Annotated in this window: 19 protein-coding genes; 8 read left to right on the forward strand and 11 right to left on the reverse strand. The window is 73.3% G+C overall.

Features of this window, described 5'->3' with window-relative positions:
- Nucleotides 1–37: 37 nt before the first annotated feature.
- On the reverse strand, nt 38–1,690 hold the full coding sequence (locus ABZ459_RS01320; protein ID WP_357964462.1) for an acyl-CoA dehydrogenase family protein: 1,653 nt from the start codon (nt 1,688–1,690) through the stop codon (nt 38–40).
- Nucleotides 1,691–1,721: 31 nt separating this feature from the next.
- Here ABZ459_RS01320 and ABZ459_RS01325 point away from each other — a divergent pair, with 31 nt between their 5' ends.
- On the forward strand, nt 1,722–2,441 hold the full coding sequence (locus tag ABZ459_RS01325) for a PaaX family transcriptional regulator C-terminal domain-containing protein (protein ID WP_357964464.1): 720 nt from the start codon (nt 1,722–1,724) through the stop codon (nt 2,439–2,441).
- Nucleotides 2,442–2,452: 11 nt separating this feature from the next.
- Here ABZ459_RS01325 and ABZ459_RS01330 read toward each other — a convergent pair whose 3' ends face one another.
- The 3 genes from ABZ459_RS01330 to ABZ459_RS01340 all read right to left on the reverse strand — a co-directional run bounded on the left by ABZ459_RS01330 (nt 2,453) and on the right by ABZ459_RS01340 (nt 5,689).
- Entirely contained in the window at nt 2,453–3,481 is a 1,029-nt protein-coding gene (locus tag ABZ459_RS01330; protein ID WP_357964466.1) for a hypothetical protein, read from the reverse strand.
- Between the two features lie 64 nt (nt 3,482–3,545).
- Nucleotides 3,546–4,943 carry a glutamate--cysteine ligase gene (locus ABZ459_RS01335; protein ID WP_357964468.1) on the reverse strand — a complete coding sequence of 466 codons (1,398 nt, stop codon included), beginning with the start codon at nt 4,941–4,943 and terminating at the stop codon, nt 3,546–3,548.
- Between the two features lie 35 nt (nt 4,944–4,978).
- Complete coding sequence (locus ABZ459_RS01340) at nt 4,979–5,689, reverse strand: SDR family oxidoreductase (protein WP_357964469.1); 711 nt, start codon at nt 5,687–5,689, stop codon at nt 4,979–4,981.
- Nucleotides 5,690–5,802: 113 nt separating this feature from the next.
- Between ABZ459_RS01340 and ABZ459_RS01345 the strand changes: the two genes are divergently transcribed.
- Both ABZ459_RS01345 and ABZ459_RS01350 read left to right on the forward strand, forming a co-directional pair.
- On the forward strand, nt 5,803–6,633 hold the full coding sequence (locus ABZ459_RS01345; protein ID WP_357964471.1) for a helix-turn-helix transcriptional regulator: 831 nt from the start codon (nt 5,803–5,805) through the stop codon (nt 6,631–6,633).
- A gap of 1 nt (nt 6,634) precedes the next feature.
- Nucleotides 6,635–7,672 carry a zinc-dependent alcohol dehydrogenase family protein gene (locus tag ABZ459_RS01350; RefSeq protein WP_357964472.1) on the forward strand — a complete coding sequence of 346 codons (1,038 nt, stop codon included), beginning with the start codon at nt 6,635–6,637 and terminating at the stop codon, nt 7,670–7,672.
- 33 nt (nt 7,673–7,705) lie between these two features.
- Here the strand turns inward: ABZ459_RS01350 and ABZ459_RS01355 are convergent, their stop codons facing one another.
- On the reverse strand, nt 7,706–8,194 hold the full coding sequence (locus ABZ459_RS01355; RefSeq protein WP_357964473.1) for a carboxymuconolactone decarboxylase family protein: 489 nt from the start codon (nt 8,192–8,194) through the stop codon (nt 7,706–7,708).
- Nucleotides 8,195–8,338: 144 nt separating this feature from the next.
- Here ABZ459_RS01355 and ABZ459_RS01360 point away from each other — a divergent pair, with 144 nt between their 5' ends.
- Complete coding sequence (locus ABZ459_RS01360) at nt 8,339–8,947, forward strand: response regulator transcription factor (protein ID WP_357964475.1); 609 nt, start codon at nt 8,339–8,341, stop codon at nt 8,945–8,947.
- 25 nt (nt 8,948–8,972) lie between these two features.
- Here the strand turns inward: ABZ459_RS01360 and ABZ459_RS01365 are convergent, their stop codons facing one another.
- The 6 genes from ABZ459_RS01365 to ABZ459_RS01390 all read right to left on the reverse strand — a co-directional run bounded on the left by ABZ459_RS01365 (nt 8,973) and on the right by ABZ459_RS01390 (nt 18,356).
- Nucleotides 8,973–10,973 (reverse strand): prolyl oligopeptidase family serine peptidase, encoded by a 2,001-nt coding sequence (locus ABZ459_RS01365; RefSeq protein WP_357964477.1) that lies wholly within the window; start codon nt 10,971–10,973, stop codon nt 8,973–8,975.
- Nucleotides 10,970–12,676, reverse strand: coding sequence for an ABC transporter ATP-binding protein (locus ABZ459_RS01370; RefSeq protein WP_357964478.1), 1,707 nt, complete (start codon nt 12,674–12,676; stop codon nt 10,970–10,972). The genes ABZ459_RS01365 and ABZ459_RS01370 overlap by 4 nt, the downstream gene beginning before the upstream one ends.
- A complete protein-coding gene (locus ABZ459_RS01375) occupies nt 12,673–14,337 on the reverse strand; it encodes an ABC transporter ATP-binding protein (RefSeq protein ID WP_357964480.1) in 1,665 nt (554 codons plus the stop codon). Before ABZ459_RS01375 ends, ABZ459_RS01370 begins: the two co-directional genes overlap by 4 nt.
- Before the next feature lie 69 nt (nt 14,338–14,406).
- Nucleotides 14,407–14,568, reverse strand: a complete 162-nt coding sequence (locus tag ABZ459_RS01380; RefSeq protein ID WP_357964481.1) for a SapB/AmfS family lanthipeptide — start codon at nt 14,566–14,568, stop codon at nt 14,407–14,409.
- A complete protein-coding gene (gene lanKC, locus ABZ459_RS01385) occupies nt 14,543–17,098 on the reverse strand; it encodes a class III lanthionine synthetase LanKC (RefSeq protein ID WP_357964483.1) in 2,556 nt (851 codons plus the stop codon). Before lanKC ends, ABZ459_RS01380 begins: the two co-directional genes overlap by 26 nt.
- Nucleotides 17,099–17,225: 127 nt before the next feature.
- Nucleotides 17,226–18,356, reverse strand: a complete 1,131-nt coding sequence (locus ABZ459_RS01390) for a histidine kinase (RefSeq protein ID WP_357964484.1) — start codon at nt 18,354–18,356, stop codon at nt 17,226–17,228.
- Between the two features lie 183 nt (nt 18,357–18,539).
- Here ABZ459_RS01390 and ABZ459_RS01395 point away from each other — a divergent pair, with 183 nt between their 5' ends.
- The 4 genes from ABZ459_RS01395 to ABZ459_RS01410 all read left to right on the forward strand — a co-directional run bounded on the left by ABZ459_RS01395 (nt 18,540) and on the right by ABZ459_RS01410 (nt 24,598).
- On the forward strand, nt 18,540–19,520 hold the full coding sequence (locus tag ABZ459_RS01395; RefSeq protein WP_357964486.1) for an aldo/keto reductase: 981 nt from the start codon (nt 18,540–18,542) through the stop codon (nt 19,518–19,520).
- Nucleotides 19,521–19,558: 38 nt separating this feature from the next.
- Nucleotides 19,559–21,238 carry a DNA polymerase/3'-5' exonuclease PolX gene (gene polX, locus ABZ459_RS01400; protein ID WP_357964488.1) on the forward strand — a complete coding sequence of 560 codons (1,680 nt, stop codon included), beginning with the start codon at nt 19,559–19,561 and terminating at the stop codon, nt 21,236–21,238.
- 1,406 nt (nt 21,239–22,644) lie between these two features.
- A complete protein-coding gene (locus tag ABZ459_RS01405; protein ID WP_357964490.1) occupies nt 22,645–23,352 on the forward strand; it encodes a hypothetical protein in 708 nt (235 codons plus the stop codon).
- Nucleotides 23,353–23,524: 172 nt separating this feature from the next.
- Nucleotides 23,525–24,598, forward strand: a complete 1,074-nt coding sequence (locus ABZ459_RS01410; protein ID WP_357964491.1) for a sulfite oxidase — start codon at nt 23,525–23,527, stop codon at nt 24,596–24,598.
- Nucleotides 24,599–24,667 lie beyond the last annotated feature (69 nt).

The following is a 24,667-nucleotide window of genomic DNA, read 5'->3' on the forward strand; positions in this document are numbered from 1 at the left end:
TGCGGCTTCGCCTCGGGGAAACCTGCCGAGCGTACCCTCAGGCGAGGGCCCCGGCCAGCAACGCGTCGAAGTGGTCGGCGGCCGGGGCGTCGATGCCGCGCAGCGGGCCGCGGTCGGCCAGGTGCGCCTCGGCGTACAGGCGGGCGACCAGGGTCTTGCGCCCGTCGTCGAGCCCCCAGCCGGCCTGGTCCTCCAGCAGGGCGGCGGCGTAGACGTCGGCCATGAACTGGGCCAGCGGATAGAGACGTTCCTCGGCGAGCGCCGGGTCGAGCCCGTGCCAGGCCTCGACGGCCTTGGACAGGTCGTCGATCCGCGCGTTCACCAGGTCGGAGGTGGCCAGGGCGCGCAGGCGGGCCAGGAACGGCACGTGGGCCTCCTCGCGGAGCATGGCGCGGCGCACGTCCAGGCACAGGATGTTGTCGCCGCCCTCCCAGACCGGGTTGACCTGGGCGTCGCGCAGCAGCCTGGCCACCGGCCACTGCTCGATGTAGCCGTTGCCGCCGTGCACCTCGATCGCGTCGCTGGCCGCCGTCAGGCCGAGCCGGGCGGCGCGCAGCTTGATCAGCGCGGGCCCGAGCCGCAGCCGGGGGCCGACCAGGCCGTCGAACACCATCGCCTGGGCGGCCTCGACCTCGACGATCAGTTCGGCCAGCTTGCGGCGCATCAGGGGCTGGTCGATGAGCGGGCGGCCGAACGCCTCGCGGGAACGCGCGTAGCAGATCGACTCGACCAGGGCCCGCCTGGCCACGCCGACGCCCATCATGGCCACACCCAGCCGGGAGGCGTTGGTGAGCTTCATCATCGTCCCGAGCCCGGAGCCGGAGCCCCGGCCGGCCAGCAGGAACGCCTCGGCCCCGGTGAACTCGACCTCGGCCGAGGCGACCGAGCGGGTGCCCAGCTTGTCCTTGAGGCGCCGGATGCGCACCCCGTTGCGCGAGCCGTCGCGCCGCTCCCACAACGCCAGGAACGGCGCCACCGACCCGTCGGGCGTGCGGGCGAGCACCACGAACGCCGAGCCGTTGGCGTTGGAGGCGAACCACTTGAACCCGGTCAGCCGCCACGCCTCCCCGTCGGGCTCGGCCCACGCCTCCAGGGCGGCCAGGTCGGAGCCGCCGGTGCGTTCGGTGAACATCTGGGCGGCCTCGCCGGAGTAGTAGCCGTCGGCGAAGATCTCCCTGACCCGGTCGCGCACGTCCGGCGGCGCGTGCTTCTCGGCCAGCGAGACCACCATGTCCCCGCCGGTGCCGAGCGCGCAGCCCATTCCGATGTCGGCCTGGTCGAGCAGGTACGTCCAGGCCGCCGCCAGCGCGGACGGGGCCGCCCCGTTCGCCCGTGCCTCCTCGGCGAACGACGGCGAGGTGAAGTTGTCCTCCATGAGCGCCGCGCGCGCGGCCTGGAAGGACGGCGGCATGACGACCCGGCTGACGTCCCTGCCCCACTTGTCGTACTTCTCCAGGCGGGGCGGGTTGCGGTCGGTCTCCTCGGCGCACTCGGCGACCAGGCCGCCCATCAGCGCGCCGAGCCGTTCGAGGTGGGGCTCGGCCCAGGCGAAGCCGTCGCCGAGATGGCGCCGCATGAGCAGGCGCAGCGTGGGGTCGCAGGTCCACCAGTTGCGCCCGGCCGCCCCCTGGTAGCGCTCGGTGGCGTAGCGGTCGCTGTGGTCGAAAGGTTCGATGAGATACCGGCCCATACTCGCGAGTGTTACATATAATCAACACGCGATGGAAGACCGTAACACCTCACTCAGCGCCCGGTCGGCGGTCCTGAGCGCGCTGCTGGGCAGCCACCCGCCCCGCCTGCCCGCCCGTCACCTGGTGCGCATCGGCGCGCTGTTCGGCATCGCCGAGGGCACGGTCCGGGTGGCGCTGTCGCGCATGGTGGCGGCCGGTGACCTGACGCAGCAGGGCGGCCGCTACACGCTGTCCGAGCGGCTCGTCGAGCGCCAGGCCCGGCAGGACGAGAGCCGCGACCCGCACACCAGGCCGTGGGACGGCACGTGGGAGGTGGCGGTGGTCACCGCCGAGCGGCGCGCCCCGGCCGACCGGGCCGCGTTCCGGCACACGATGTCCGCGCTGCGCATGGGCGAGCTGCGCGAGGGCACCTGGCTGCGTCCGGCCAACCTGGTGCGCGAGTGGCCCGAGACCGTCACCGCGCAGTGCACCCTGATCGACGGCCGCCCGCACGGCGACCCCACCCCGCTGCTGTGGGACCTCGACGGCTGGGCGGCCGAGGCGGGCCGGCTGGAGCGGGCGCTCGACCGGGCCGACGGGCTGGCCGAGGGCTTCCTGGTGTCGGCCGCCGTGCTGCGCCACCTGCTGGCCGACCCGCTGCTGCCCGCCGAGCTGCTGCCCGCGGGCTGGCCGGGGGCCGCCCTGCGGGCCCGCTACGACGCCTTCGACCACCGCTACCGCGAGGTCCTGCGCGCCCATATGGAGGGCTGAGCCCTCCTGAATCAGAGCTCGACGCCGAAGACGATGCGCTTGTTCCTGAACTCGGTGACGCTCCACAGCTTGCCGCCGCGCACCGTCAGGTCCTCGGGCCCGATCGGGTAGGGCCTGGTCAGCAGCTTGTCGCCGCCGTGGACGAGCAGCCTGCCGTTGGTGGCTGCGTCGGCCGCCTGGCTCAGGTACCACTTGCCGCCCCACGAGACCGCGCCCTGGATCTTGGGGTGGCCCATGACGAAGGCGTCCTTGGGGGTGCCGTCGGTCAGCGGCAGGTTCCAGCGGGCGACCCACCCGCCGGGGTCGTTCTCCCGGTACTCGCCCGAGACCAGCGCGGGCGTGCCGCCGCTGCGGTCGACCGACAGGAACGAGAAGTGCGGCCCGCCGCGCGCGAGCTTCCAGCAGTCGGTCTGCGGGAGCAGGTAGCGGTAGCCGAAGGCGTGGAACTTGCCGCCGGAGCGCCCGATGCGCGTGGGGTCGCCCAGGTCGCTCTGGGCGGTGCGCAGGTCGAGCAGGTTGCCCAGGTCGAAGACGCGCAGGCCGTTGTAGGTGTCGGCGACGTAGAGCAGGTCGCCGTGGCAGGCCAGGCCGCCCGCGTGCACGTCGATGGGCCCGTACGAGCCGTCGGGCCTGGCCTCGACCAGCAGCGCGTGCTGGTACTTCAGCGTCCGGGGGCTCAGGAACGACACCCTGATCCCCCGCTCGCCCGCCGCCGGCTTGAAGTACCAGCTCACCAGCAGCACCGGCACGCCGATCTTGCCGGACTCCTCGCCGCAGGTCACGCCCTGCGGGTACCAGTCGACCGTGTCCTGGTCTTTCGCGTCGAAGGCGTACCAGTCCGACGGCCTGGGCCGCATCGAGCCCAGCGCCGCCGCCGCACCCTTGTGGACGGCGGTCCTGTTGGCGTGGGCCAGCAGGGCCTCGACCCCGGTCGCGCCGATCTCCTGGGCCAGCTTCGCCGCCCCCGTGGCCAACGTGCCCGTGGCCCGCGTTAACGCGTAGGGCGCCTTGTCGGCCGGTACCATCCCCGTCGCCGCCATATCTGCCTCACTTCGTCCGTCTCTCGGAGTAGTTTGACGGACGTGCGGCGGCATTTGTTGGCGTTCAGTCCCACAGGTGCACCGGCAGGCCCGACAGGGCCAGCTCGCGGTAGCGGCGCACGAGCCGCTCCCGGTCGCCGCCGAAGCGCGCCAGCGCCTCGCGCTGCCAGACCGCGCCGGTGCGCCGCAGCCGGGTGCGCTGGGCGATGACGTCCAGCGCGGTGTCGGCGTCGTGCGGGGTCACCCCGGCCGCCAGCAGCGCGGCCCGCGCCTCGGGCAGCAGCCTGAGCACCAGGTCGGCGGCCTCGAACTCGCCGTCCAGCCCCGGCCAGGTCAGCTTGGCCTCCAGCCCGTCCTGGGCGGCGCGGTAGAAGTTCTGGTACGCCTCGGCGAACCGGTAGCCGGTCAGGTCCCGCTCGGCCTGCGACAGCGTCAGCCCCAGCAGGAACGCCGTGTTCGCGGTCATGTCCGCGCACGAGGGCCCGGCGGGCAGCGCGCGCATCTCGACCCGCAGGTGGCCGCCGTCGGCCGGGTCGTAGACGGGCCGGTTCCACTGCCAGATCGTGCCCTGGTGCAGCCGCAGCTCGGGCACCTCGTGCGGCTCGGCGTCGTCGGACAGGTCGGGCACGATCGGCTCGTAGTCCTGGACGTACCGCTCGAACAGCTCGTGCGCGCCCTCCCGCACCCAGTCCGAGCCGAAGGTGACCCGCCCGTCCCTGCGCCCGCGCCGCTCCACGTCGCGGTCGTCGGCCGCCTCCTCCATCAGCGCGATCCGCGTCTCCGCCCACAACTCCCTGCCCAGGAAGAACGGCGAGTTGCCGCACGCGGCCAGCACCGGCCCGATGGCGAGCTGGGCGGCGTTGAACAGCCGGGCGAAGCGGTCGGGCGGCGTGCGGATGTGCACCTGCCAGGAGGTGTTGGCGCTTTCGAGGATCACGTCCTCCACCGACAGCTCCAGATCGTCGATCTTGACGAGGAACGGTTCCAGCCGCAGCCGCCTGATGCCCCTGCTCATGGCCCGGTAGCGGTTCTGGTCGCTCATCGCGCCGATGGTGAAGTCCTCGGCGGCCAGCGTGGGCAGGATGCCGATCGGCAGGGCGCCGCCGTCCTCGACGGCGGCGTCCACCTTGGTCACCGTCTCCTGGATCTCGGCCCCCATGCGCTCGAAGGGCGCGCCGGCCAACGGCATCGGGGTGAGGTTGACCTCGATGTTGAAGCGGCCCAGTTCGAGCACGACACGCGGGTCACCGAGCTTGTCCCGCACCTCGTCGTTGCGCGGCAGCGGCCGTCCTTGCTCGTCAATGAGGAACAGCTCCAGCTCGGCCCCGATGGTGGCCGGCCCCTGGCCGAAGCCAGGGGTTTCGAGCAGCTCGCGAAGAGTGCCGAGCTGCTCCCGGATGCGTTCTCCGAAGCGCGCGTACTCCGCCTCGGAGAACCGCTCTTTGTCCAGATCTCGTCCCATCGCCCCCTTCTGTCCAGTACGCAAGTGTCCACACCTCACCAGCCGATCGGGCCGCCGTCCTCCAGGTAGGCGCCGGTCGGGCCGTCGGCGTCCAGGGTCGCCAGCCGTACGGCGATGGCCGCGCCCTGCTCGGCGGTGCGGAAGCCGGTGTGCGCGTTGAGGTCGGTCGCGCAGTAGCCCGGGTTGGCGGCGTTCACCTTGACGGAGGTGCCCATCAGCTCCTTGGCGTAGCAGACGGTGATCATGTTGAGCGCGGTCTTGGAGGAGTTGTAGGCGGCGAAGTTGGTGTCCCACAACGGGCTGTCCGGCGTGAGCGCCAGGCTGATCGAGCCCAGCTCGCTGGACATGTTCACGATCCGGCCCGCCGGCGACCTGCGCAGCAGCGGCAGCATGGCGTTGGTCACGGTGACCACGCCGAACACGTTCGTCTCGTAGACGTCCCTGAACTCCTGCGCGGTGACGGCGCTCGGGAGGCCCCCGTCCAGCCCGCCGGCCACGCCCGCGTTGTTGACCAGGATGTCGAGCGAGCCGTACTCGGCCTCGATCCACTTGGCGGCGGCGGCCACGCTCGCCTCGTCGGTCACGTCGATCCGCACGTACGGCAGGCCCAGCCGCGCGGCGGCGGCCCGTCCGCGCTCCTCGTCGCGGGCCCCCACGATCGCGGTGATCCCCCGCTCCGACAGCAGCCGCGCGATCTCGTGACCGATCCCCTTGTTGGCGCCCGTGATCAGGGCAGTCGTTGTCATGGCCCAACGTTCTCCCAGGCCGGAGCGGGGACGGGAGAGACCCGCGGAAGCTGGGATCAGCGGTACCACCTTCGCGCGCCCGCTCACCTGCCCTCAGGACGGAGGATGGAGGCATGAACCGCGACGAACTGGCCGGCTTCCTGCGCAGCAGGCGCGCCCGCGTGACCCCGTCCGACGTGGGCCTGCCCGGCGGCGGGCGCCGCCGCACGCCCGGCCTGCGCCGCCAGGAGGTGGCCCAGCTCGCCGGGATGTCGATCGACTACTACATCCGGCTGGAGCAGGGCCGGGGCCCGCACCCGTCGCGGCAGGTGCTCGGCGCGCTCGGCCGGGCGCTCATGCTGGACCAGGACGAGCGCGCCCACCTGTTCCGGCTGGCCGGCCAGGTGCTGGAGACGCCCCGGATCAGGCAGGACGTGCCCGCGAGCATCCTGCACCTGCTCGCCTTCCTGGAGGACGTCCCCGCCTACGTCCTGGACGCCCGCTACGACCTGCGCGCCTGGAACCCCCTCGCCAACATGCTCATGGGCGACCTGGACTCCCTGCCGCCCGACGAGCGCAACGTGATCCGCTGGGTGTTCATGTCGCCCGGCATCGCCGAGCACCTCTCCGACGAGGAGAAGAGCCGCTTCGCCCGCGCCGCGGTCGCCGACCTGCGCGTGGCCGCCGGCCGCTACCCCGACGACCGGGCGCTGCGGGCGCTGGTGGCCGAGATGCTGGCGCTCAGCCCCGAGTTCGCCGAGCTGTGGGCCAGGCACGAGGTGGAGGTGCGCAGGGAGCAGCGCAAGCAGGTCACCCATCCGGTCGTCGGCACGATCGACGCCATCTGCCAGGTGCTCCCGGTGCCCGACCGCGACGACCTGCGGCTGGTGCTCTACACCACCGAACCCGGCTCGCCCTCCCACCGGGCCTTGCGCGACCTGCGGCGACTCACTCTAAGCTCATGAGATGCGAGCGGTTGCCTTTGACGTCTTCGGCGGGGAGCTCGACCTGCGCGAGCTCCCCGATCCCACCCCCGCGCCCGGCGGGGCGGTGATCCGGGTCGAGGCGACCGGGCTGTGCCGCTCCGACTGGCACGGCTGGCAGGGGCACGACCCCGACATCAAGGTCCTTCCCCACGTGCCCGGCCACGAGCTGGCGGGCGTGATCGAGGCCATGGGCCCCGATGTGCGCGGCTGGCTGCCGGGGGCGCGGGTGACCGTGCCGTTCATCTGCGCCTGCGGCACCTGCGCGGCCTGCGCCACGGGCGAGCAGCAGGTGTGCGAGCGGCAGACCCAGCCGGGCTTCACCCACTGGGGCTCCTTCGCCGAGTACGTCGCCGTCGACCACGCCGACGTCAACCTCGTCCCGATCCCCGAGGAGATGGCCTACGCCACCGCCGCCGGGCTCGGCTGCCGCTTCGCCACCGCCTTCCGGGCGGTCGTCCAGGTGGGCGAGGTGCGGCCGGGAGAGTGGGTGGCGGTGCACGGCTGCGGCGGCGTCGGGCTGTCGGCCGTGATGATCGCGGCGGCGTCCGGGGCGCGGGTGGTGGCCGTGGACATCAGCACCGACGCGCTGGAACTGGCCGAGCTGGCCGGGGCCACGCACTTCGTCAACGGCTCGGCCGGCGACGCGGCGGCCCAGGTCAGGGAGCTGACCAGGGGCGGCGCGCACGTCTCGCTCGACGCGCTGGGCAGCCCCCGCACGTGCGCGGCCTCGGTCGAGAGCCTGCGCAGGCGGGGCCGGCACGTCCAGGTCGGGCTGCTGCCGGGCGGGCCGACGCCGGTGCCGATGGACCGCGTGATCGGCCACGAGCTGCGGCTGCTCGGCAGCCACGGCATGGCCGCGCACGCCTACCCGCCCATGCTGGAGCTGATCAGGGCCGGGATCCTGCACCCCGACCAGCTCGTCACCCGGACGATCGGCCTGGCCGACGCGGGCAAGGCGCTGGCCTCGATCGGCTCGGTCCCGGGCGTGACGATGATCCTCCCGCGCGCGGGCGCGTGAGCGCCGGGCCGCGTACGGGCGGGTGCGGTGGGCTCACTCCTCCAGCTGCACGCCGAACGTCCTGAGCACCAGCGCCAGCATGGCGTAGTGCGCGACGAGGACGACCAGCTCGATCCTGCGCACCTCGTCGTAGCGGTCGCACAGGGCCGCCCAGGTGGCGTCGGTGAGGTCGCCCGCGTAGTGGAGGTCGTCGGCCACCTGTAACACCAGGCGGTCCTCGACCGGCCAGAGGGCGTCGAGCTGGCGGACCGACTCGATCTCCACGTCGGTCAGGCCCACCTCGCGGGCGATGCGGGCGTGGTGGACCCATTCGTAGGCGCTGCCGCTGTGGAAGGCGGTGCGCAGGATGGCCAGCTCGCGGTCGCGGGCCGGCAGCGTGCCGTTGAGCAGCGCGCCGCCGAAGCGCAGCCAGCCTTCGTAGACCGCGGGGTGCCGGCCCAGCGTCGTGAACACGTTCTGGGGGTTCGCCTGCTGAAAGTCGTCCCATTCCGCAGGAGGCAGGGGCTTCACTCGAGGCTTCATGGCCATGAGCATTCCCCAAATGAGCGTTCACTTGTGCAGGCGGCGGCTTTACCGTCACTTAGGAGGACTTTCCACAGTGCGGGCTTTACGTCAGGATTGAGTGGCCCGCAGGACGTTGCAAGCCTGGTCGACCGCAAGGACCCCATGGTGATTCGAACGTTGCTCGCTGAGGACATGAACCTGGTACGAGGGGCGCTCGTGGCGCTGCTGGCCTACGAGGAGGACATCGAGGTCGTCGCCGAAGTCGAGCGGGGGGACCGCATCCTGGCCGCCGCCCAGTCGTGCCGTCCGGACGTGGCGGTGCTCGACATCGCCCTGCCGGGCATGGACGGGCTCGCCGCCGCCGGCGAGCTGCACGACAAGCTGCCCGGCTGCGGCGTGCTGATCCTGACCGGCGTCGGCACCCCCGGGCTGCTGAAGCAGGCGCTGGAGGTGCACGTACGGGGGTTCATGGCCAAGGACGCGCCGCCGGAGCGGCTGGCCGACGCCATCCGCCGGGTCGCCGACGGCGAGCGGGTCATCGACTCCGAGCTGGCCATCGCGGCCATGCGCCCCGAGGAGCCGCCGCTCACCCCCCGCGAGCTGGACGTGATCGGCGCGGCGGCCGACGGCGCCTCCATCGGGGAGATCGCCGCGTCGCTGTTCCTGGCCGAGGGAACGGTCCGGAACTACCTGTGCCGGACGACGTCCAAGCTGGGCGCGCGCAGCCGCATCGACGCCATCCGCATCGCCCGCGAGTCCGGCTGGATCTGACCTCCCACCGCCCACCTCCGCCCGCTCAGGGCCGGGTGTGGGCGGCCAGGAAGGCCAGGACGTCGGCGGCGAGGGCGATGGACCGGCTGACGGCGCGGGCACCGTGGCCGACGTCGCGCTCGTGGCGCAGCAGGACGGGAGGGGAACCGGCTCCCCGGCCCCGCTGGGCCTGCTGGGCCCACTGCATGGCCGCGCACATCTTGCGGGCGTGCATCGGGTCCACCCGGGTGTCGGCGGCCGAGACGGTGAACAGCGTCGCCGGGTAGCCGGCGTCCGGCCGGACGTGGTGGTAGGGCGAGTAGGCCATCAGCCAGGCCAGGTGGTCGGGGTCGGCGGGGTCGCCGTACTCGCCGGTCCAGGACGGGCCGAGGCCGCTGAGGTGGTAGCGGGCCATGTCCAGCAGCCCGGCCGAGCAGACGGCGGCGGCGAACAGGTCGGGGCGCTGGGTGAGGGCCGCGCCGACGAGCAGGCCGCCGTTCGACTCGCCCCAGATGCCGAGCTGCTCCGGGGTCGTCCAGCCGTCGGCGACCAGTTTCTCGGCCGCGGCGACGAAGTCGTCGAAGACGTTCTGCTTGCGTTCCAGCATGCCGTCCCGGTGCCAGGACTCGCCCTCCTCGCAGCCGCCGCGCAGGTTCGCGATGGCCAGCACGCCGCCCGACTCCACCCAGGCCAGCGAGTCGGCCGCGTAGCCGGGCATGAGGGGGATGCCGAAGCCGCCGTACCCGTTGAGTATCGCCGGGCGGGGGCCCGAGCCGGAGGAGAGCGCGACCACGACCATGCGCACGGGGGTGCCGTCGGCCGAGGTGTACTCGACGTGGTGGCTCTTCACGTCGGGCAGCGCGACGCGGCCGGGCGGGGCGGCCCACAGGCCGGCGGCGCCGGTGCGGGCGTCGTAGCGCCAGATCTCGGCGGGGGTGACGGCGTCGGTGTAGGTGAACCAGGCCTCGTGGCCGCCCTCGGGGCGGGAGCTGAGCGAGGCGATCGAGCCGCTACCGGGCAGCGGCACCTCGCCCAGCCGCTCCCCCGTCCTGGCGTCGTGCACGGCGATCTCGCCGACCGCGTGGCGGGTCCTGGAGACCAGCAGGCGGTCGCCGTCCAGCAGGGTGAACGCGCCGAGCACCGCCCGGGGGTCCTCGGGGACCAGCTCGCGCCACACCTCGGGCTCGGCCGGGTCGGCCACGCACAGCCGGCGCCGGGGGGCGTTGCGGTCGGTGAGCAGGTACAGGCGGCCGTCGGAGGCCACCGCGCCCGCCGTGCGCACGTGCGCACCCTCCTGGACGATCCGCAGCTCCGGCCGGGCCGGGTCGCCGCCGGCCAGGTCCGCCAGCCAGAGCGAGTTGCCGGCCGTGCCGCCCGCGGAGATCGTCAGCCAGCGGCCGTCCGCGCTGAGCTGCACGCCGTAGGAGACCGGGCCTCCGGTCAGGACGGGCACGTCGTCGGGGACGCCGAGCCGGTGCAGGTGCACGCCCTCGTGGAAGCGCACGTAGTAGAAGCCCTCGCCGCCGGGCAGCCAGGCGACCGGCGAGTAGCGGCAGCCGCCGATGGGGCCGTCCACGAGCTTGCCGGTGTCGACCTCCTCGACGTACAGGTCGGCCTTCTCGTCGCCGCTGCGCGAGATCTGGTAGGCGACCAGGCGGCCCTGCGGGTCGGGCTGCCAGTCGTCCAGGGTGGTCAGGCCGCTGGGGTCGCGGTCGGCCGGGTTCAGGAAGGGCCGGTCGTCGCAGTACAGGACCGGGTGCTCCTGGCAGCCGGTCTGCCGCAGGTGGAAGCGCCGGCCGCCGCGCCACACGGGCGGGGTGACCAGGCCAGTGACGCTCAGCTCGGTGAGCCGGGCCAGGAAGCGCTCGCGGTCCGGCAGGCGCGCGGCGGCCTCCCGCCACAGCCGGTCCTGCGCGGCCAGCCATTCCCCGGTCCGCGGGTCGAGGGGGTCCTCCAGCCAGCGGTACGGGTCGGGGATGTCGCGCCCGTGGAGGCGGTCGGTGACCGGTTGACGTTCGGCGGGCGGGTACTCGTCTGCAAATGTCATGACACGGGCTCCGGTTGCCAGTGGCCGGCCAGGTCGGCGTACAGGGGCGAGACCCGGATCAGCTCGTCGTGCGTGCCGATCGTGATCCGGGGTCCGTCCATGAGCAGGACGCGGCGGGCGCGCAGCGCGGAGGTGAGGCGGTGCGCGACCACGATGAGCGTGCCGCCCCTGGCCGCGAAGGCGTTCTCGGCCAGGGCTTCGGCGGCGGGGTCCAGGTGACAGGTGGCCTCGTCCAGGATGACCAGCGGGGCCTGGGTCAGGTGGGCGCGGACGAGGGCGATGAGCTGGCGCTGCCCGGCCGACAGCGCCGCCGGGTCCAGCGTGGCGTCGTACCCGCCCAGGCTCTCGACCAGGTCCGTGGCGCCCAGGGCGGCCACGGCCTCGTCCAGGCGGCCGGACTCGGGCGCCAGGTAGGCGAGGTTGTCGCGCAGCGTGCCGCGGAAGACGTACGCCTCCTGGGGGATGAGCACGCGGGCGGCGGGGTCGGCCCGGTCGGCGGGCACGCCGCCGACCAGCACCTCCCCCTCGCCGGGCCGCAGGATGCCGCTGAGCAGGGCGGCGAGCGTCGACTTGCCCGCGCCGCTCGGGCCGACGACGGCCAGGTGGTCGCCCTCGGGGACGGTGAGGTCGAGACGGTCCAGGACCGGCGCCGAGTGCGGGCCGTAGGCGAAGGTGACCGACCGGAGGGTGACGCCGCCGCCGGACGGGCGGACCTTGGGCGGGGCCGGCGGCTGGGGCGGCGCGGCGGCGGCGATGCGGCGCAGCGTGGCCACGAGCCGCACGCCGCTCACCCCGAGCCCCTGGACGAGCCCGCCGAGCGCGGGGGCCAGCGACTGGGTGACGTAGGCGAGCGCGCCGACGATCACGCCGGGCCGGGCGCCGCCGTCGAGCAGCCAGGGTGTGCCGGCGAGCAGCAGGACGACGGGCAGCCAGCCGCCGACGGCCAGCGCGGCGGTGCGCACCGCGGTCACCCTGGCCAGGGCGCGGGCGGCGTCGCGCTGCGCGCCGACCTGGCGGGCCAGCCGCTCGTCCTCGCGGTCCTGCAGCCCGCACGCCTCGATGTCGCGCAGCCCGGCGGCCGTCGCGGTCATCGACCGGGCCAGCTCCTCGTCGGCCAGCAGGAACGCGCGCTGCCGCCGGGCCAGCGCGGGCAGCGAGGCCAGGAAGAACGCCAGCCCGGCCGCGAACGGCGGCAGCACCAGCACGAGCGTGCCCGGCGCCAGCGTCAGCAGCCCCAGCACCACGCTGACCAGCGTGAAGGCGAACCCCCTGACTGTGGTGACGACGGCGGCGAAGGCGTCCCTGGCCAGCTCGACCTGGAGCCCGGCCCGCGCGGTGGCCGCGCTGTCGGGCCGTTCGTCGAGCGGGCGGCGCAGCGCTCCCTGCACCACCCGCGTCAGGAGGTCGTCGCGGAACGGCTCGGCCACGGCGGCCACGGCCAGCACCACCTGGCGGGCGCCGACGGCCGAGACCAGCCACGCCAGGCCGAGCGCCGCCAGCCAGGCCAGCCCGGTCAGCGGCCTGGCGCGGGCGAAGCCGTCCTCGATGGCGCGGGCGACGGCGTGCCCGACCAGGAAGGCGGGCGCGGCCTCCAGCACCGACCAGAGCAGGATGGCGACCAGCCGCCGTGGGTCGCGGACGAGCGCCCGCCGGAACCCGGCCGGTGCGTCGGGGACCGCGGCGGCGCCGGAGGCGGGGGTCATGGGCGGGCCTCCTGGAAGACGGCCCGGTAGGCGGGGTCGCGCCACAGCACGTCGTGCGGGCCGGCGCCGCGCACCCGGCCCTCCTCCAGCCAGACGACCTGGTCGGCGCGGGCGGCGGTGGCCAGGCGGTGGGCGGTGATCAGGCGGGTGCGGCCCCTGGGGTCGCCGGTGAGCGCCCGGCTGACCTCGCGTTCGGTGACGGTGTCCAGGCTGGAGGTGGCGTCGTCGAGCACCAGCAGCCGATCCCCCCGCGCGAACGCCCTGGCCAGGCCGAGCCGCTGCCGCTCGCCGCCGGACATGGGGGTCTCGGCCAGCGGCGTGTCGTAACCGGCGGGCAGCCGGCGGACGAACCCGTCGGCGCGCGCCGCCAGGGCGGCCTCCCGTCCCGCCTGGGAGCCGGGGACGGCGCTGATCGCCTCGCCGACGGTGTCGCCGACCAGGACCGGCCGCTCGAAGGCGTAGCCGATGGCCGAGCGCAGGCCGTCGCGGGTCAGCTCACGTAACGGGACGCCGTCGAGCAGCACGTCCCCGCGTTCCGGATCGGCCAGCCGGCCGGCGAGCGCGGCCAGCAGGGACTTGCCGGAGCCCGACCGGCCCACCACGGCGGTGACCGTGCCGCCGGGGATCGTCAGGTCGCCCACGGTGAGCCCGTCCGCGGCGACGTCGCGGAACTCGACCGTGCCGGGGCCGGACGGCAGGGTGCGCGTGCCGTGGCGGACCGGGGGCAGGGTGAGGACGTCGGCGACGCGGGCGGCGGCGGCCCGCGCCCTGGCCAGGCCGCCGACGTAACCGAGCGAGGTGCTGAGCGCGGCGCCGAGGGCGGCGTAGCGGGCGGCGGCGTACAGGTCGCCGACGGTGAGCCGCCCGGCGGCCAGCATGAACCCGCCGGCGGCCAGCACGGCGACCTCCAGCAGCGGGATCATCAGCCCCGACCGGACCCCGGCGGCGGCGTTCGCGCGCCACAGGGCCATGCCGTGCGCGCGCAGCCGGGGCAGGGGCGCGAGCACGCGCCGGGCCTCCTGGCCGGCGGTCCCGGCGGCGGCGATGGTGCGGGCGCCGTCGAGCGCGTCCACGAGGCGGGCCGCGATCTCGCCCTGGACCTCCTGGTAGCCGCCGGAGATGACGGTCGTGGCGCGCAGGAAGGCCCGCAGGACGAACACGATGAGGACGATGCCGGCCGCGAGGGTGAGGGTCAGCAGCGGATGGATGAGGGTGAGCGCGACCAGGGCGCCGACGGTCGGCACCAGCAGGGCCAGGGCGCCGGTGACCGTCTCGGGGGCCCGTCCGGCCTCCTCGGCGTTCAGCCCGGCCCGGGTGACGAGTTCACCCTCGGGGAAGCGGCGGGTGGCGGCCCGGCCGACGCCGAGCACGTGCCGCAGCACGCCGAGCCGCAGCCGGGCGGCCGCGTACGCGCTGCTCGCCCCTCTGGCCCAGCCGCCGAGGCTCTCGCAGAGCACCACCACGGCGACCACGCCCGCGCACAGCGTCAGGGCGGTGCCGGCGTCCGGCGAGCGGACGAGGAGCAGGTCGAGCGTGCGGCCGACGAGGAACGGGACGGCCAGCTCACCGGCCGCGCCGGCGACGGCGGTGACCGCCAGCACGGCGGGCCACGGGCCGCAGCGCCGTACGGCGTCCGTCACCAGGCGGTCTCCCGGTCCCACCTGCCGGCCTCCTTCAGACTCGGGAGGTCCCCGCGCCACCACGAAACGGCGCGGGGACCCTGTCAGCTATCAGTGGCAGAGAGCGACACTGAGGTTGCTCGGGTGACCCGAGTGACACGTGAGAGCAGTGAGCGAGCTGCCGCCGCTGGCCACGTCGCTGGCCGCGGGAGCCTCCAGACCCTGCAGGTCGAGAAGAACCATGTTCTTACACCTCCTTCCGCGGTTGATCATGCGCAGGCCGCTCTGGTGCGGCCTCCAGGAACGGCAGGCGTGCCGGCTGGTCTCCCAGCACCGCCCCGAGGGCGAACAGCACGCCGGCCGTACCGGTCGCGAAATCCATGGACAGGCGCAACAGCCCGTCGCCGGGGAAGGCCAGGCCGCCGCCGTACGGCATGGCGTGCCAGCTCAACCCCTTGATCAGCTCGCGGGCCACCGGATCGCCGGCGAGTGCCGCGATGATGCCCGCGCGGCCGGTGAACAGCCCCGGCTGGACGAAGAACCCGGCGCGGGCGACCAGCTCGAGCCGGTCCAGTTCGGCGGCGAGTTCGTCGTCGTCGCGGTGCGCGAGATGACGTCTGAGCACCATGGCGATGCCCACGGAGCCCTCGTCCAGGTAGGGCAGCATCCGCCAGCCCTGGTTCACCTGGAGCGAGCCGTCCTCCGAGGCCCGGCAGCGCCGCAGGTCCTGCCTGAGCGCGATCTCGGCCAGGTCGAGCAGCGCCCGGTCGCCGGTGTGCTCGTAGGCGTGCAGGAAGAGCAGGGCGGAGCCGGACGAGCCGTACATGAGGCCGGCTCTGGGGTTGCTGCCGCCGCTGATCTCGGGCACGTCCTCGGGGCCGCCGAGGCGGTCGGCGCAGATGTCCACCGCGCGCATGGCGTGCCCGGTCAGGGCGGGCTCGGTCCGGCCGAGGCGCAGGAGGTTCAGGCCGATGCCGGGCAGGCCGGAGAACAGGGCCGTCTCCAGGCGGTCCCACTGCTCGCGCAGGGCGATGTCGACGACGTCGAGCGCGTCCTGGCGGTGTCCGAGCCGGTCGAGGACATGGGCGATGCCGTGCAGGCCGTCGTACAGGCCGATGCCGGAGCCCGCAGCGGGGCGCAGGGCGCGCTCGCGCAGCCAGGTCTCGTACTCGGGGAAGGGCCCGAGGCCGGTGGCCGACAGGGCGAGCAGCACGCCGGCCGCGCCGGTCGCCACGTTGAGGCCGCCGCCGGGCTTGAACTGGGCGACGTCGCCGGGGAAGAGGCGGTCGTCGCGCTCGGGGGTCGCGGCGGCCCGGATGGCCCGGCACATCGCCTCCCGCAGCTCGGCCCAGGTGGCCGTCCCCGGTATCGGCACGGGGGTCTCCACGGCCTGGTCACCCGCGATGGTCGCGGCGGCGGTGTCCATGAAGGCACCGGGGACGGGGAAGGTCTCCTTGACGACCCGCGCGAGCTGGACGATCTTCGGCCGGTGGATCGGCAGCATGATCGTGCACTGCGGGGCGAACAGGGCGAAGCGCAGGCAGGCCAGCGCGTACCGGTCGACCTCGACGCCGTGGCGGTCGCGCGGGGCGGCGAAGGCGGGATGGGCCAGCGCGGCCCTGGCCCGGTCCGCGGCGAGGGTGGCGACCTCGTAGTCGATGAGCACGACCCGGCCGTCCTGCGTGAGCAGGATGTTGTCGGGGTGCAGGTCGCCGAAGACGACACCGCGTCCGTGCAGCGACTCGACGGCCTCCTCGACGCTCTCCACCGTTGTGGTGGCCCAGGCGGTGTAGTCGGCGAGGTCCTGCTCGTCGCAGGTGGCCCGGGTCAGCGGGAAGCGGTGCACCAGCCGCCGCTGGAGCGGGGTGCCGTCCACGAACTCCTGGACGAGGAAGTGGTGGCCGCCGATGGCGAAGTAGTCGCGCAGCTCGGGGGCGGCGGGCAGGCCGGCCAGGCGGCGCAGCATGTCGCGCTCGTGCTCGAGCCTGGCGACCGCGTCCCGGCCGGCCACGTCGAGGCCGGCGTGCGGCCTGGCCTCCTTGAGCACCACCTGTTCGTCGGTACGGGTGTCGCGGGCCAGGTAGACGCCGCCGCCGTTGGAGAAGTGCAGCACGCTCTCGATCCGGTACGGCAGCCCTTCCATGGTCACCGCGTTGCGCGCGGCCAGGTGGGGTTCGAGGAACTCGGGCAGCGTCGTCCAGGGCGGCACCGAGAACGTCGCGCCGCGCACGTCGGGGATCAGCTTTCCGTCGCCGTCCTCGACGGCCAGCACCCGCTCCCCGGAGGGGGACAGGCAGTGCCGCTCGGCGAACCCGCCGTACCGGACGAACATCGGCCCGTCGCCGTAGCGCAGGTCGCTCAGGATGTACGGCCCCTCGACGCCGCGCAGCAGCTCGTCGAGCTCCTTGAGCACGAGTTCGAGCTGCCCCTCGTCCCGGGGGTAGATGGTGACCAGCTTGCCGCTGGACGCCCGGGAGGCGGCCTTGGAGTTGACCATGACGAGCACCGCCGGGCCGCGCAGGAACTTGAAGGCGATCCCGCGGGGCACGCAGTAGTCCCACACGGTGTCGACGACCTTCTCGGCGTCCTCGACGCGGGCCGACACGTGGATCTTCCAGCCCTGGGTCGGCAGGGGCGCCTCGCCGGTGGGCATGTAGTACGCCCAGGTGTCACTGAGGTCGTGGGCCCAGCCGTCGGGGACGGGCCGGCGCAGGTGGGCGAAGTCGGCGTCCGCCGCCGTGCTGTGGTCGGGAGTGTCGTAGAAACACTGGTCCACAAGGCAGTAGAGCTCGTACTTGTCCATTTGGCGCGGCCCTCCGAGGCGGTGTGGTTAGAGCCTGCCGCACCCGCGCCGGGTCGGACTAGTAACACGCAACATAAGCCATATATGGCTATGGAATGCGCTTTGATGCGTTTTTCACAAAAGGTAATTATATGCGCGGGGCATAAACACTGAACGAGAATTCCCCGCTGCGCGACGTGGACGCCTCCAGCCAGCCGCCCAGCGCCGAGACGCGTTCGGCCAGGTTGAGCAGGCCCTGACCGGCGTCTCCCGGCCGGCGCGGCGGGCGTACGCCGTCGTTCCTGATGGACAGGCGGACCACATTGTCGCGTTCCATGAGCTGGATCCAGCACTGTCCGGCTTCTGCGTGCCGCAGCACGTTCGTCACACCCTCGCGCAGCGCGTGCGTGAGGGCCTCCTCCACGTCGGGGTGCAGGTCACGGCAGGCCACCCTGATCTGGCAGCGCACCCGCGCCGACTCCAGCAGCGCCCGCGCCGAGCCCAGCTCGGCCGCCAGCGAGGAGCTGCGCAGGCGGCCGTGCGCGACGGCCCGGACGTCGGCCGACAGGTCGCGCAGCAGTTCGAGCGTCTCGCCCACCTCCTGCCGGGCCTTCTCGTCGCCCTCGGCCACCAGCCGCTGGATGAGCTGCGCCTTCAGCGTCAGGACGGTCAGCCGGTGCCCGACCAGGTCGTGCAGGTCGCGGGTGAAGCGGCGGCGCTCCAGCGTGACGGCCTGGCGCATGACGTCGGTACGGGCCCCGGACAGCCGGCGCACCCGGGCCAGCAGGCTCAGCAGCGCGAACTCCACGACGCCGATCAAGGGGGTGACCAGCGCCCACACCGGCTCGACCTGCCAGGAGCCCGGCGCGGCCAGCAGCACCGGCCCGCACGACAGCGCCAGCGCCACCAGCACGACCGACCTGATCCGGGACGCGACCACGAGCAGCGCGCCGGCCAGCAGCCCGCACACCGGGGTCCAGGCCGGCCCGAGCACCGCGAGCGGCACGTACGTGAGCCACGCCTGGACGGCCACCAGCCACCACGAGCCGGCGCGCCGCGCGGGCTCCTCCAGGACGAACCTGCCGTGCAGCGTGAGCAGGACGGCCAGCGCCACCGACCCCTCGACCGCCAGCCCCGACCCGGCCAGCCCGGCCTGCACCGGGATCACCAGCCCGACGCCCCCCGCCACCAGGCCGAGCCCGCCGGCCCAGCCGGGAGACGTCAGGACGTGCGCCTTGGAACGTAATCGAGGCGCCGGGCCACGGTCTGTGGCGTCCACCTCACCCCCGGTGTGCGGTTGACGTGACGGGACAGTACGCGTGGCGAGTGCGCTCACCGCTCCCTCGTTCCTCTAATCGACCTGACACGGCCACCTTATGTAAAGACCGAGGCCGCTTCCGGACACGCTGACTTCCCACCCCACAAGGGGTTAGGCAGTTCATATCAGTCATAGGGTGTCGGTATGGATTACATGCGACTTGGCACCACAGGTATGAAAGTTTCTCGCATCTGTTTGGGGATGATGAGCTACGGCGATCCGGCCCGCCAGGAATGGGCGCTGCCGGAGGAGCAGGCCGAGCCGATCATCCGGCGGGCCGCCGACGCGGGCGTGACGTTCTTCGACACCGCCGACATCTACAGCCGCGGCCAGAGCGAGGTCGTGACCGGCGCCGTGCTGCGCCGGATCTTCCCCCGCCGCGAGGACTACGTGCTGGCCACCAAGGTCTACTTCCCGATGGGCCGGGGCGCCAACGACGGCGGCCTGTCGCGCAAGCACATCCTCTCGGCCGTCGACGCCTCGCTCGCCCGGCTCGGCACCGACTACGTGGACCTGTACCAGATCCACCGGTGGGACGACGAGACGCCCATCGAGGAGACCATGGAGGCGCTGCACGAGGTGGTCCGGTCGGGCCGGGCCCGCTACATCGGCGCGTCCACGATGTGGGCCTGGCAGTTCGCCAAGGCCCAGCACGTCGCCGAGGCCAACGGCTGGACGCGGTTCGTCTCGATGCAGAACCACTACAACCTGCTCTACCGCGAGGAGGAGCGCGAGATGCTGCCCCTCTGCGCCGACCAGGGCGTGGGCGTGATCCCGTGGAGCCCGCTCGCGCGCGGCGTGCTGGCCAGGGCGGGCGCGGCGGGCCCGGCGGCCTCCGCGACCGCCAGGACCGGCTCCGACGCGCGCATCGACTTCCTGTACGACCCCGACAACGACCGGCGCATCCTCGACCGGGTCGCCCAGCTCGCCGCCGAGCGGGAGCTGCCGGCGGCCCAGATCGCCCTGGCCTGGCTGCTGCACCAGCCGGGCGTCACCGCGCCGATCGTCGGTGCCACCAAGGACGGTCACGTGGACGACGCCGTGGCGGCCGTCGGGGTGGAGCTGTCGGACAAGGAGCTCGCGTTCCTGGCCGAGCCGTACCGGCCGCGTGAGGTCAAGTTCTGAGCACCGGGATTGTCGGTCGGAGATCCTAAGGTAGGGGCATGCGGGCTAATGAGGAGGCGGCGGCGGCGCTGCAGGAATACGCGGAGCTGTTCGCGCTGAGCGGCGGCGACGCCTTCCGGGTGCGGAGCTACCAGAAGGCGGCCAAGGCGATCGCCGGGTTCCCCGAGGACATCGCGGAGGTCGACGTGCGCGGCGTCCCCGGCGTCGGGGAGGCCATCGCCAAGAAGATGGAGGAGTTCCTCCAGCGCGGCAGCTTCCGGCAGCTCGACGACCTTCGCGGCCGCGTGCCCGAGGGTGTGCGGCGGCTCACCCGGGTGCCCACGCTCGGCCCCAAGACGGCCATCATGCTGTTCGAGGACTACGGCATCGACTCCACGGTGGCGCTGGGCGAGGCCATCACCTCCGGCCGGCTCGACGGTGTCAAGGGCCTCGGCCCCAAGACCCTGGCCAATCTGCTCAAGGGCATCGAGCAGCTCGAGCAGTCGGGCCGCCGGGTGCACATCGGCGTCGCCATGGCCCTGGCCGAGCAGGTCATCGGCTCGCTCAAGGCCGAGCGCGTCGCGTACGCGGGTTCGCTGCGGCGGATGAAGGACACGATCGGCGACATCGACATCCTGGCGGTGGCGCCCGAGTCGATCATGGCCGACTTCCGCGCCCAGCCCTACGTCGCCGACGTGATCGCCGCGGGCGAGAAGAAGACCTCGATCCGCACGACCTCCGGCGTCCAGGTCGACCTGCGCCTGATCCCGGCCGGGTCGTGGGGCGCGGCGATGCAGTACTTCACCGGCTCCAAGGAGCACAACGTGGCCATCAGGGAGATGGCGGTGAAGAAGGGCTGGAAGCTGTCCGAGTACGGGCTGTTCGAGGGCGAGCGGGTGATCGCCGCGGAGTCCGAGGAGGACATCTACGAGGCGCTCGGCATGCAGTTCGTGCCGCCGCCCATGCGGGAGGACGGCGGCGAGGTCAAGGCGGCGCTGCGCGGCGAGCTGCCGGTGCCGGTGGAGCTGGCCGACCTCAAGGGCGACCTGCACACCCACACCGACCTCACCGACGGCATCGCCTCCCTGGAGGACATGGTGGCCGCCGGCGCCGCGCGCGGCTACTCCTACTACGCGGTCACCGACCACGCGCCCGACCTGGCCATGCAGCGCATGACCCTGGACAAGGCGCTGGAGCAGCGCGGGCGGGTGGCGGAGCTGCAGAAGCAGTATCCGCACATGCGCATCCTGCACGGGTCGGAGCTCAACATCGCGCCCGACGGGTCGGTCGACTGGCCCGGCGAGGTGCTGCGCGAGTTCGACGTGTGCGTGGCCTCCGTCCACTCGCACTTCGGCATGTCGCGGGATGAGATGACCCGCCGGTTCATCGCCGCCTGCGAGAACCCCTATGTCGACATCATCGGCCACCCGACCACCCGGAAGATCGGCAAGCGGCCGCCGGTCGACGCCGACTGGGACGCCGTCTTCCGGGCGGCCGCCCGTACGGGCACCGCGATGGAGATCGACTCCTACCCCGACCGCTCCGACCTTCCGGCCGACCTGGTGCGGCTGGCCAAGCACCACGGGGTGAAGTTCTCCATCGACAGCGACTCGCACGCGATCCCGCACCTGGCCCATCAGCGGTTCGGGGTCGGCATCGCGCAGCGGGCCTGGCTGACGGGCGACGACGTCATCAACACCTGGCCCCTCGACCGCCTCCTCACCTTCCTCGGCCGCTAGCCCTCTCCCTGTCCCACGCCGGGACGGGGTTGGGCGACGCCCGTCGGACGGGGTCGGGTGCTGCCCGCAATTAGCGTGCGGCGCCGCGTCGGGCTGCCGGGGCGGGTGCGGTCCGCGTTGATGTGCGGCGCCGCGTCCGGACGCAAGGGGACGCCGCCCATGTTGGCGCGCGGGCCGGCACGTCCCACCTCACAGTGCCGGTCGGGCGCGGCCCGCACCCAGCGCGGGCCGCACCCGAGCCTCGACGGGGGCATCCGCCGCAGATCGTCACGGCCCTTCTCCAGGAACGGTCATCCACCACAATTCTGCTCTCAAATCCGGACTTAACACCCCAAATCAGGACATTTGCCGCAACCTTAGAGCAGAACCGCCCCCTGAAGCGGGGGCCGACGCACACAAGCAACACCCGGCGACCAACGCGTAAGGGCCTCCTCCAGTGCGCGGCGTACACAGGGCTCTCCAGCGGCGTGCGCACGGGCCCCACCCCGCAGTCGGCGGACGCGCAGCCCCACCCGCAGACAGCCCGCGCACTGCCCACCGGCACGCGGCGTACACAGTGCCCTCCGGCAACGTGCACACCGGCCCCATCCACGGCATGCATACATCGCCACCCACGGACGGGGCGCGAACGGCTTTCCCCATAGGCGACCCGCGCAGGCCCTTCTGGGGGCGTACACATGGGCCTCCCGGCAAGCGACGCACACAGGACCCCACCATGGACGGCACACGCACAGCTGCTCCGCGGGCGGCGCGCGCACGGCCCCACCCGCGGACGTCGCACGCACCTTCCCCCACGGACGACGCGCAGGGCTCCCCCGGCGGACGACGCGCACAGGACCTCTTCGGCGGGCAGGCGTGCCCAGCCTGCCCGACGGCGTACGCAGCCCCCAGATGGCAGGTATGAGGGCCCGTGCGGTGGTCGGCGTAGGGCCCGTCCAGTGGTGGCGGATGACAGGAGCCGACCGGTGGCGGATGACAGGGCCCGTCCAGTGGTGGCGGGTGTCAGGGGCCGTCCGGTGGTTGGTGTGCGCGTGGTTCCTTCTGCTTCGCTAGCTTGGACGGCGATGGAGGACAACCAGACCCCGCCCCCCGCAGTCCCGGACCCGACCTCTGCGCCCCGGCCCGCCGACTCCGCCGGGCCGCATTCCGATCCGGCCGCCGCCCCTGCCGATTCCGCCAGGCCGCCCGCCGGACCAGCCGCCCCCACCGATTCCGCCAGGCCGTCCGGCGGACCGGCCGCCACCGCTGGGCCGCTCGCCGATCCAGCCGGCACGCCCGTCGCTTCCGCCGACGATCCCACCGACGATCCCACCAGCGATCCCGCCGGCGGTTCCGCCGCTGGGCCGTTGGCCGGTCCTGCCGCCGCACCCGCCAAGAGCCCCAAGTCGGGGCGCCGGGGACGTCGGGTGTGGAAGATCATCGTCGCCGCGTTGGCCGGGCTGTTGTTCGCCGCCGTCGGCGGGGTCGCCCTGGCCTATCCCTCGCTCGCCGCCACCACCTGCCCCGGCTGCTACGGCCTGACCGAGCTGAGCCCGGGAGTGCACGTCGAGGACGGCCTCACCCCCGCCCAGCGCGAGCGCGTCGGCGAGGTGGCCGGCCAGGCCACCCGCCGGGTCACCGCCTTCTACGGCGGCCGCCTGAGCTCACCCGGCCTGCTCGTCTGCCTGACCGAGGCGTGCTACCGGCGTATCGGCGGCGGCCAGGAGCGCGGTGTCGCGGTGCTCAACCGGTCGGTCATGCTCTCGCCGCGCGGCCTCGACCCGGTGATCGCCTCCCATGAGATGTCCCACGTCGAGCTGCACGCCAGGCTCGCCTCCTCCGCTGACGTGCCGCAGTGGTTCGACGAGGGGTTGGCGGTGGTGGTCTCCGGCGACCCGCGCTACCTGGCCCCGGAGTCCGCGGCGGACCGCTGCCTGGTGGCGCCGTCCGGGCCGCTGCCGGTGACGCTGGAGGAGTGGCTGCGCACGGCGAGCGCGGACCCCGCCACGTACGCCAGGTCGGCCTGCCAGGTGAGCCGCTGGCTGGGCGAGAACGGCGGCCGTGCGGGGCTGCTCAACCTGGTGACCAGGCTCAACGCCGGCGAGCCCTTCTCCGCCCTCGTCCGGACGCACTGACGAACCACCCCGAAAGGCACGGTTGCCGCACCCGTGCCGCTGGGTAGGTCTCGGTACGGCTGGAACGGTCCCACGGCCGGGACAGCATTCGGCAAGCACGCGCACGCGGAGACAGCGCGAGGAGATTAAATGGTTTCCAGGTAGGAAATACGTCTTGCGAGAGGTGGCTCCCATGAAGCAAGTCGCGGCGACGATCGTCAAACCGCTGCCCGACCACCTGTTCCTGGTCCACGACGGGAACGCGGAGATGCGGTGGGAGGCGATGTCCGGGGTCGGCTACCACACGCCGAACGACCGCTTCTTCGTCAGGAACCACACCTCCACCCCGCTGATCGACGCCGCCGGCTGGCAGCTCCACCTGCACGGCGCCGGGCTGCGCGGGCCGCGCGCCTTCAGCTACGACGAGCTGCTGTCGATGCCCTCGCGCACCCACGACGTGGCCATCGAGTGCGCCGGCAACGGCCGCGCGTTCTACGGCACCCAGCAGGGCGACCCCGCGCCCGGCACGCAGTGGGGCCTGGGGGCCGTCGGCGTGGCGAGGTGGCGCGGCGTGCCGCTGCGCCACCTGCTCGCCGAGGCCGGCCTGCGCCCCGAGGCCGTGGACGTGCTGCCCACCGGTCTCGACGCGCCCTTCGAGCACCACGGCCACGTCCGCCGCCCGCTGCCCGTCGGCAAGGCGATGCTCGACGTGCTCGTGGCGTACGAGATGAACGGCCGGCCGCTGCCGCCCGACCACGGGTTCCCGGTGCGGCTGGTGGTGCCGGGCTGGGTGGGGATCGCCTCCATCAAGTGGCTGGGGGACATCGAGGTCTCGACCAGCAAGATGTTCACGCCCTGGAACACCGTCTTCTACCGGGACGTCGCGGCGCAGCCCGTGAAGAGCGCCTTCGAGCTGCCCTGGGACGCCCGGCTGCCGATCCGCGGCCCGCACGCCTGGCGCGGCCGTCCGGGGCCGCACGTGCTGCGCGGCCGGTCGTGGTCGGGGCGCGGGCGGATCGTCGCGGTGGAGGTCAGCTTCGACGGCGGGCAGTCCTGGCATCCGGCCGAGCATCACGGCCCGCACCTGGTCGGGGCGTGGTTGCCGTGGCACGTCCAGTGGGCGCCGAAGCACACCGGGCCCGCCGTGCTGATGGCCAGGGCCACCGACGAGACCGGCGCCACGCAGCCGCTGCGCACGCCCAAGCACCCCTTCGGCTACTCCTTCGACGCGGTCGTGCGGCATCCGGTGCAGGTGGTCAACGGATAGGTAAGTGTCACGAACACGGCTGAGCTGGCCGTTCATCAGGAAGTGGTTCGGAGGTGTGCATTTCATCTG

Origin of the sequence: Nonomuraea sp. NPDC005692 (genome assembly GCF_040631115.1) — a bacterium.
Taxonomy (GTDB): Bacteria; Actinomycetota; Actinomycetes; order Streptosporangiales; family Streptosporangiaceae; genus Nonomuraea.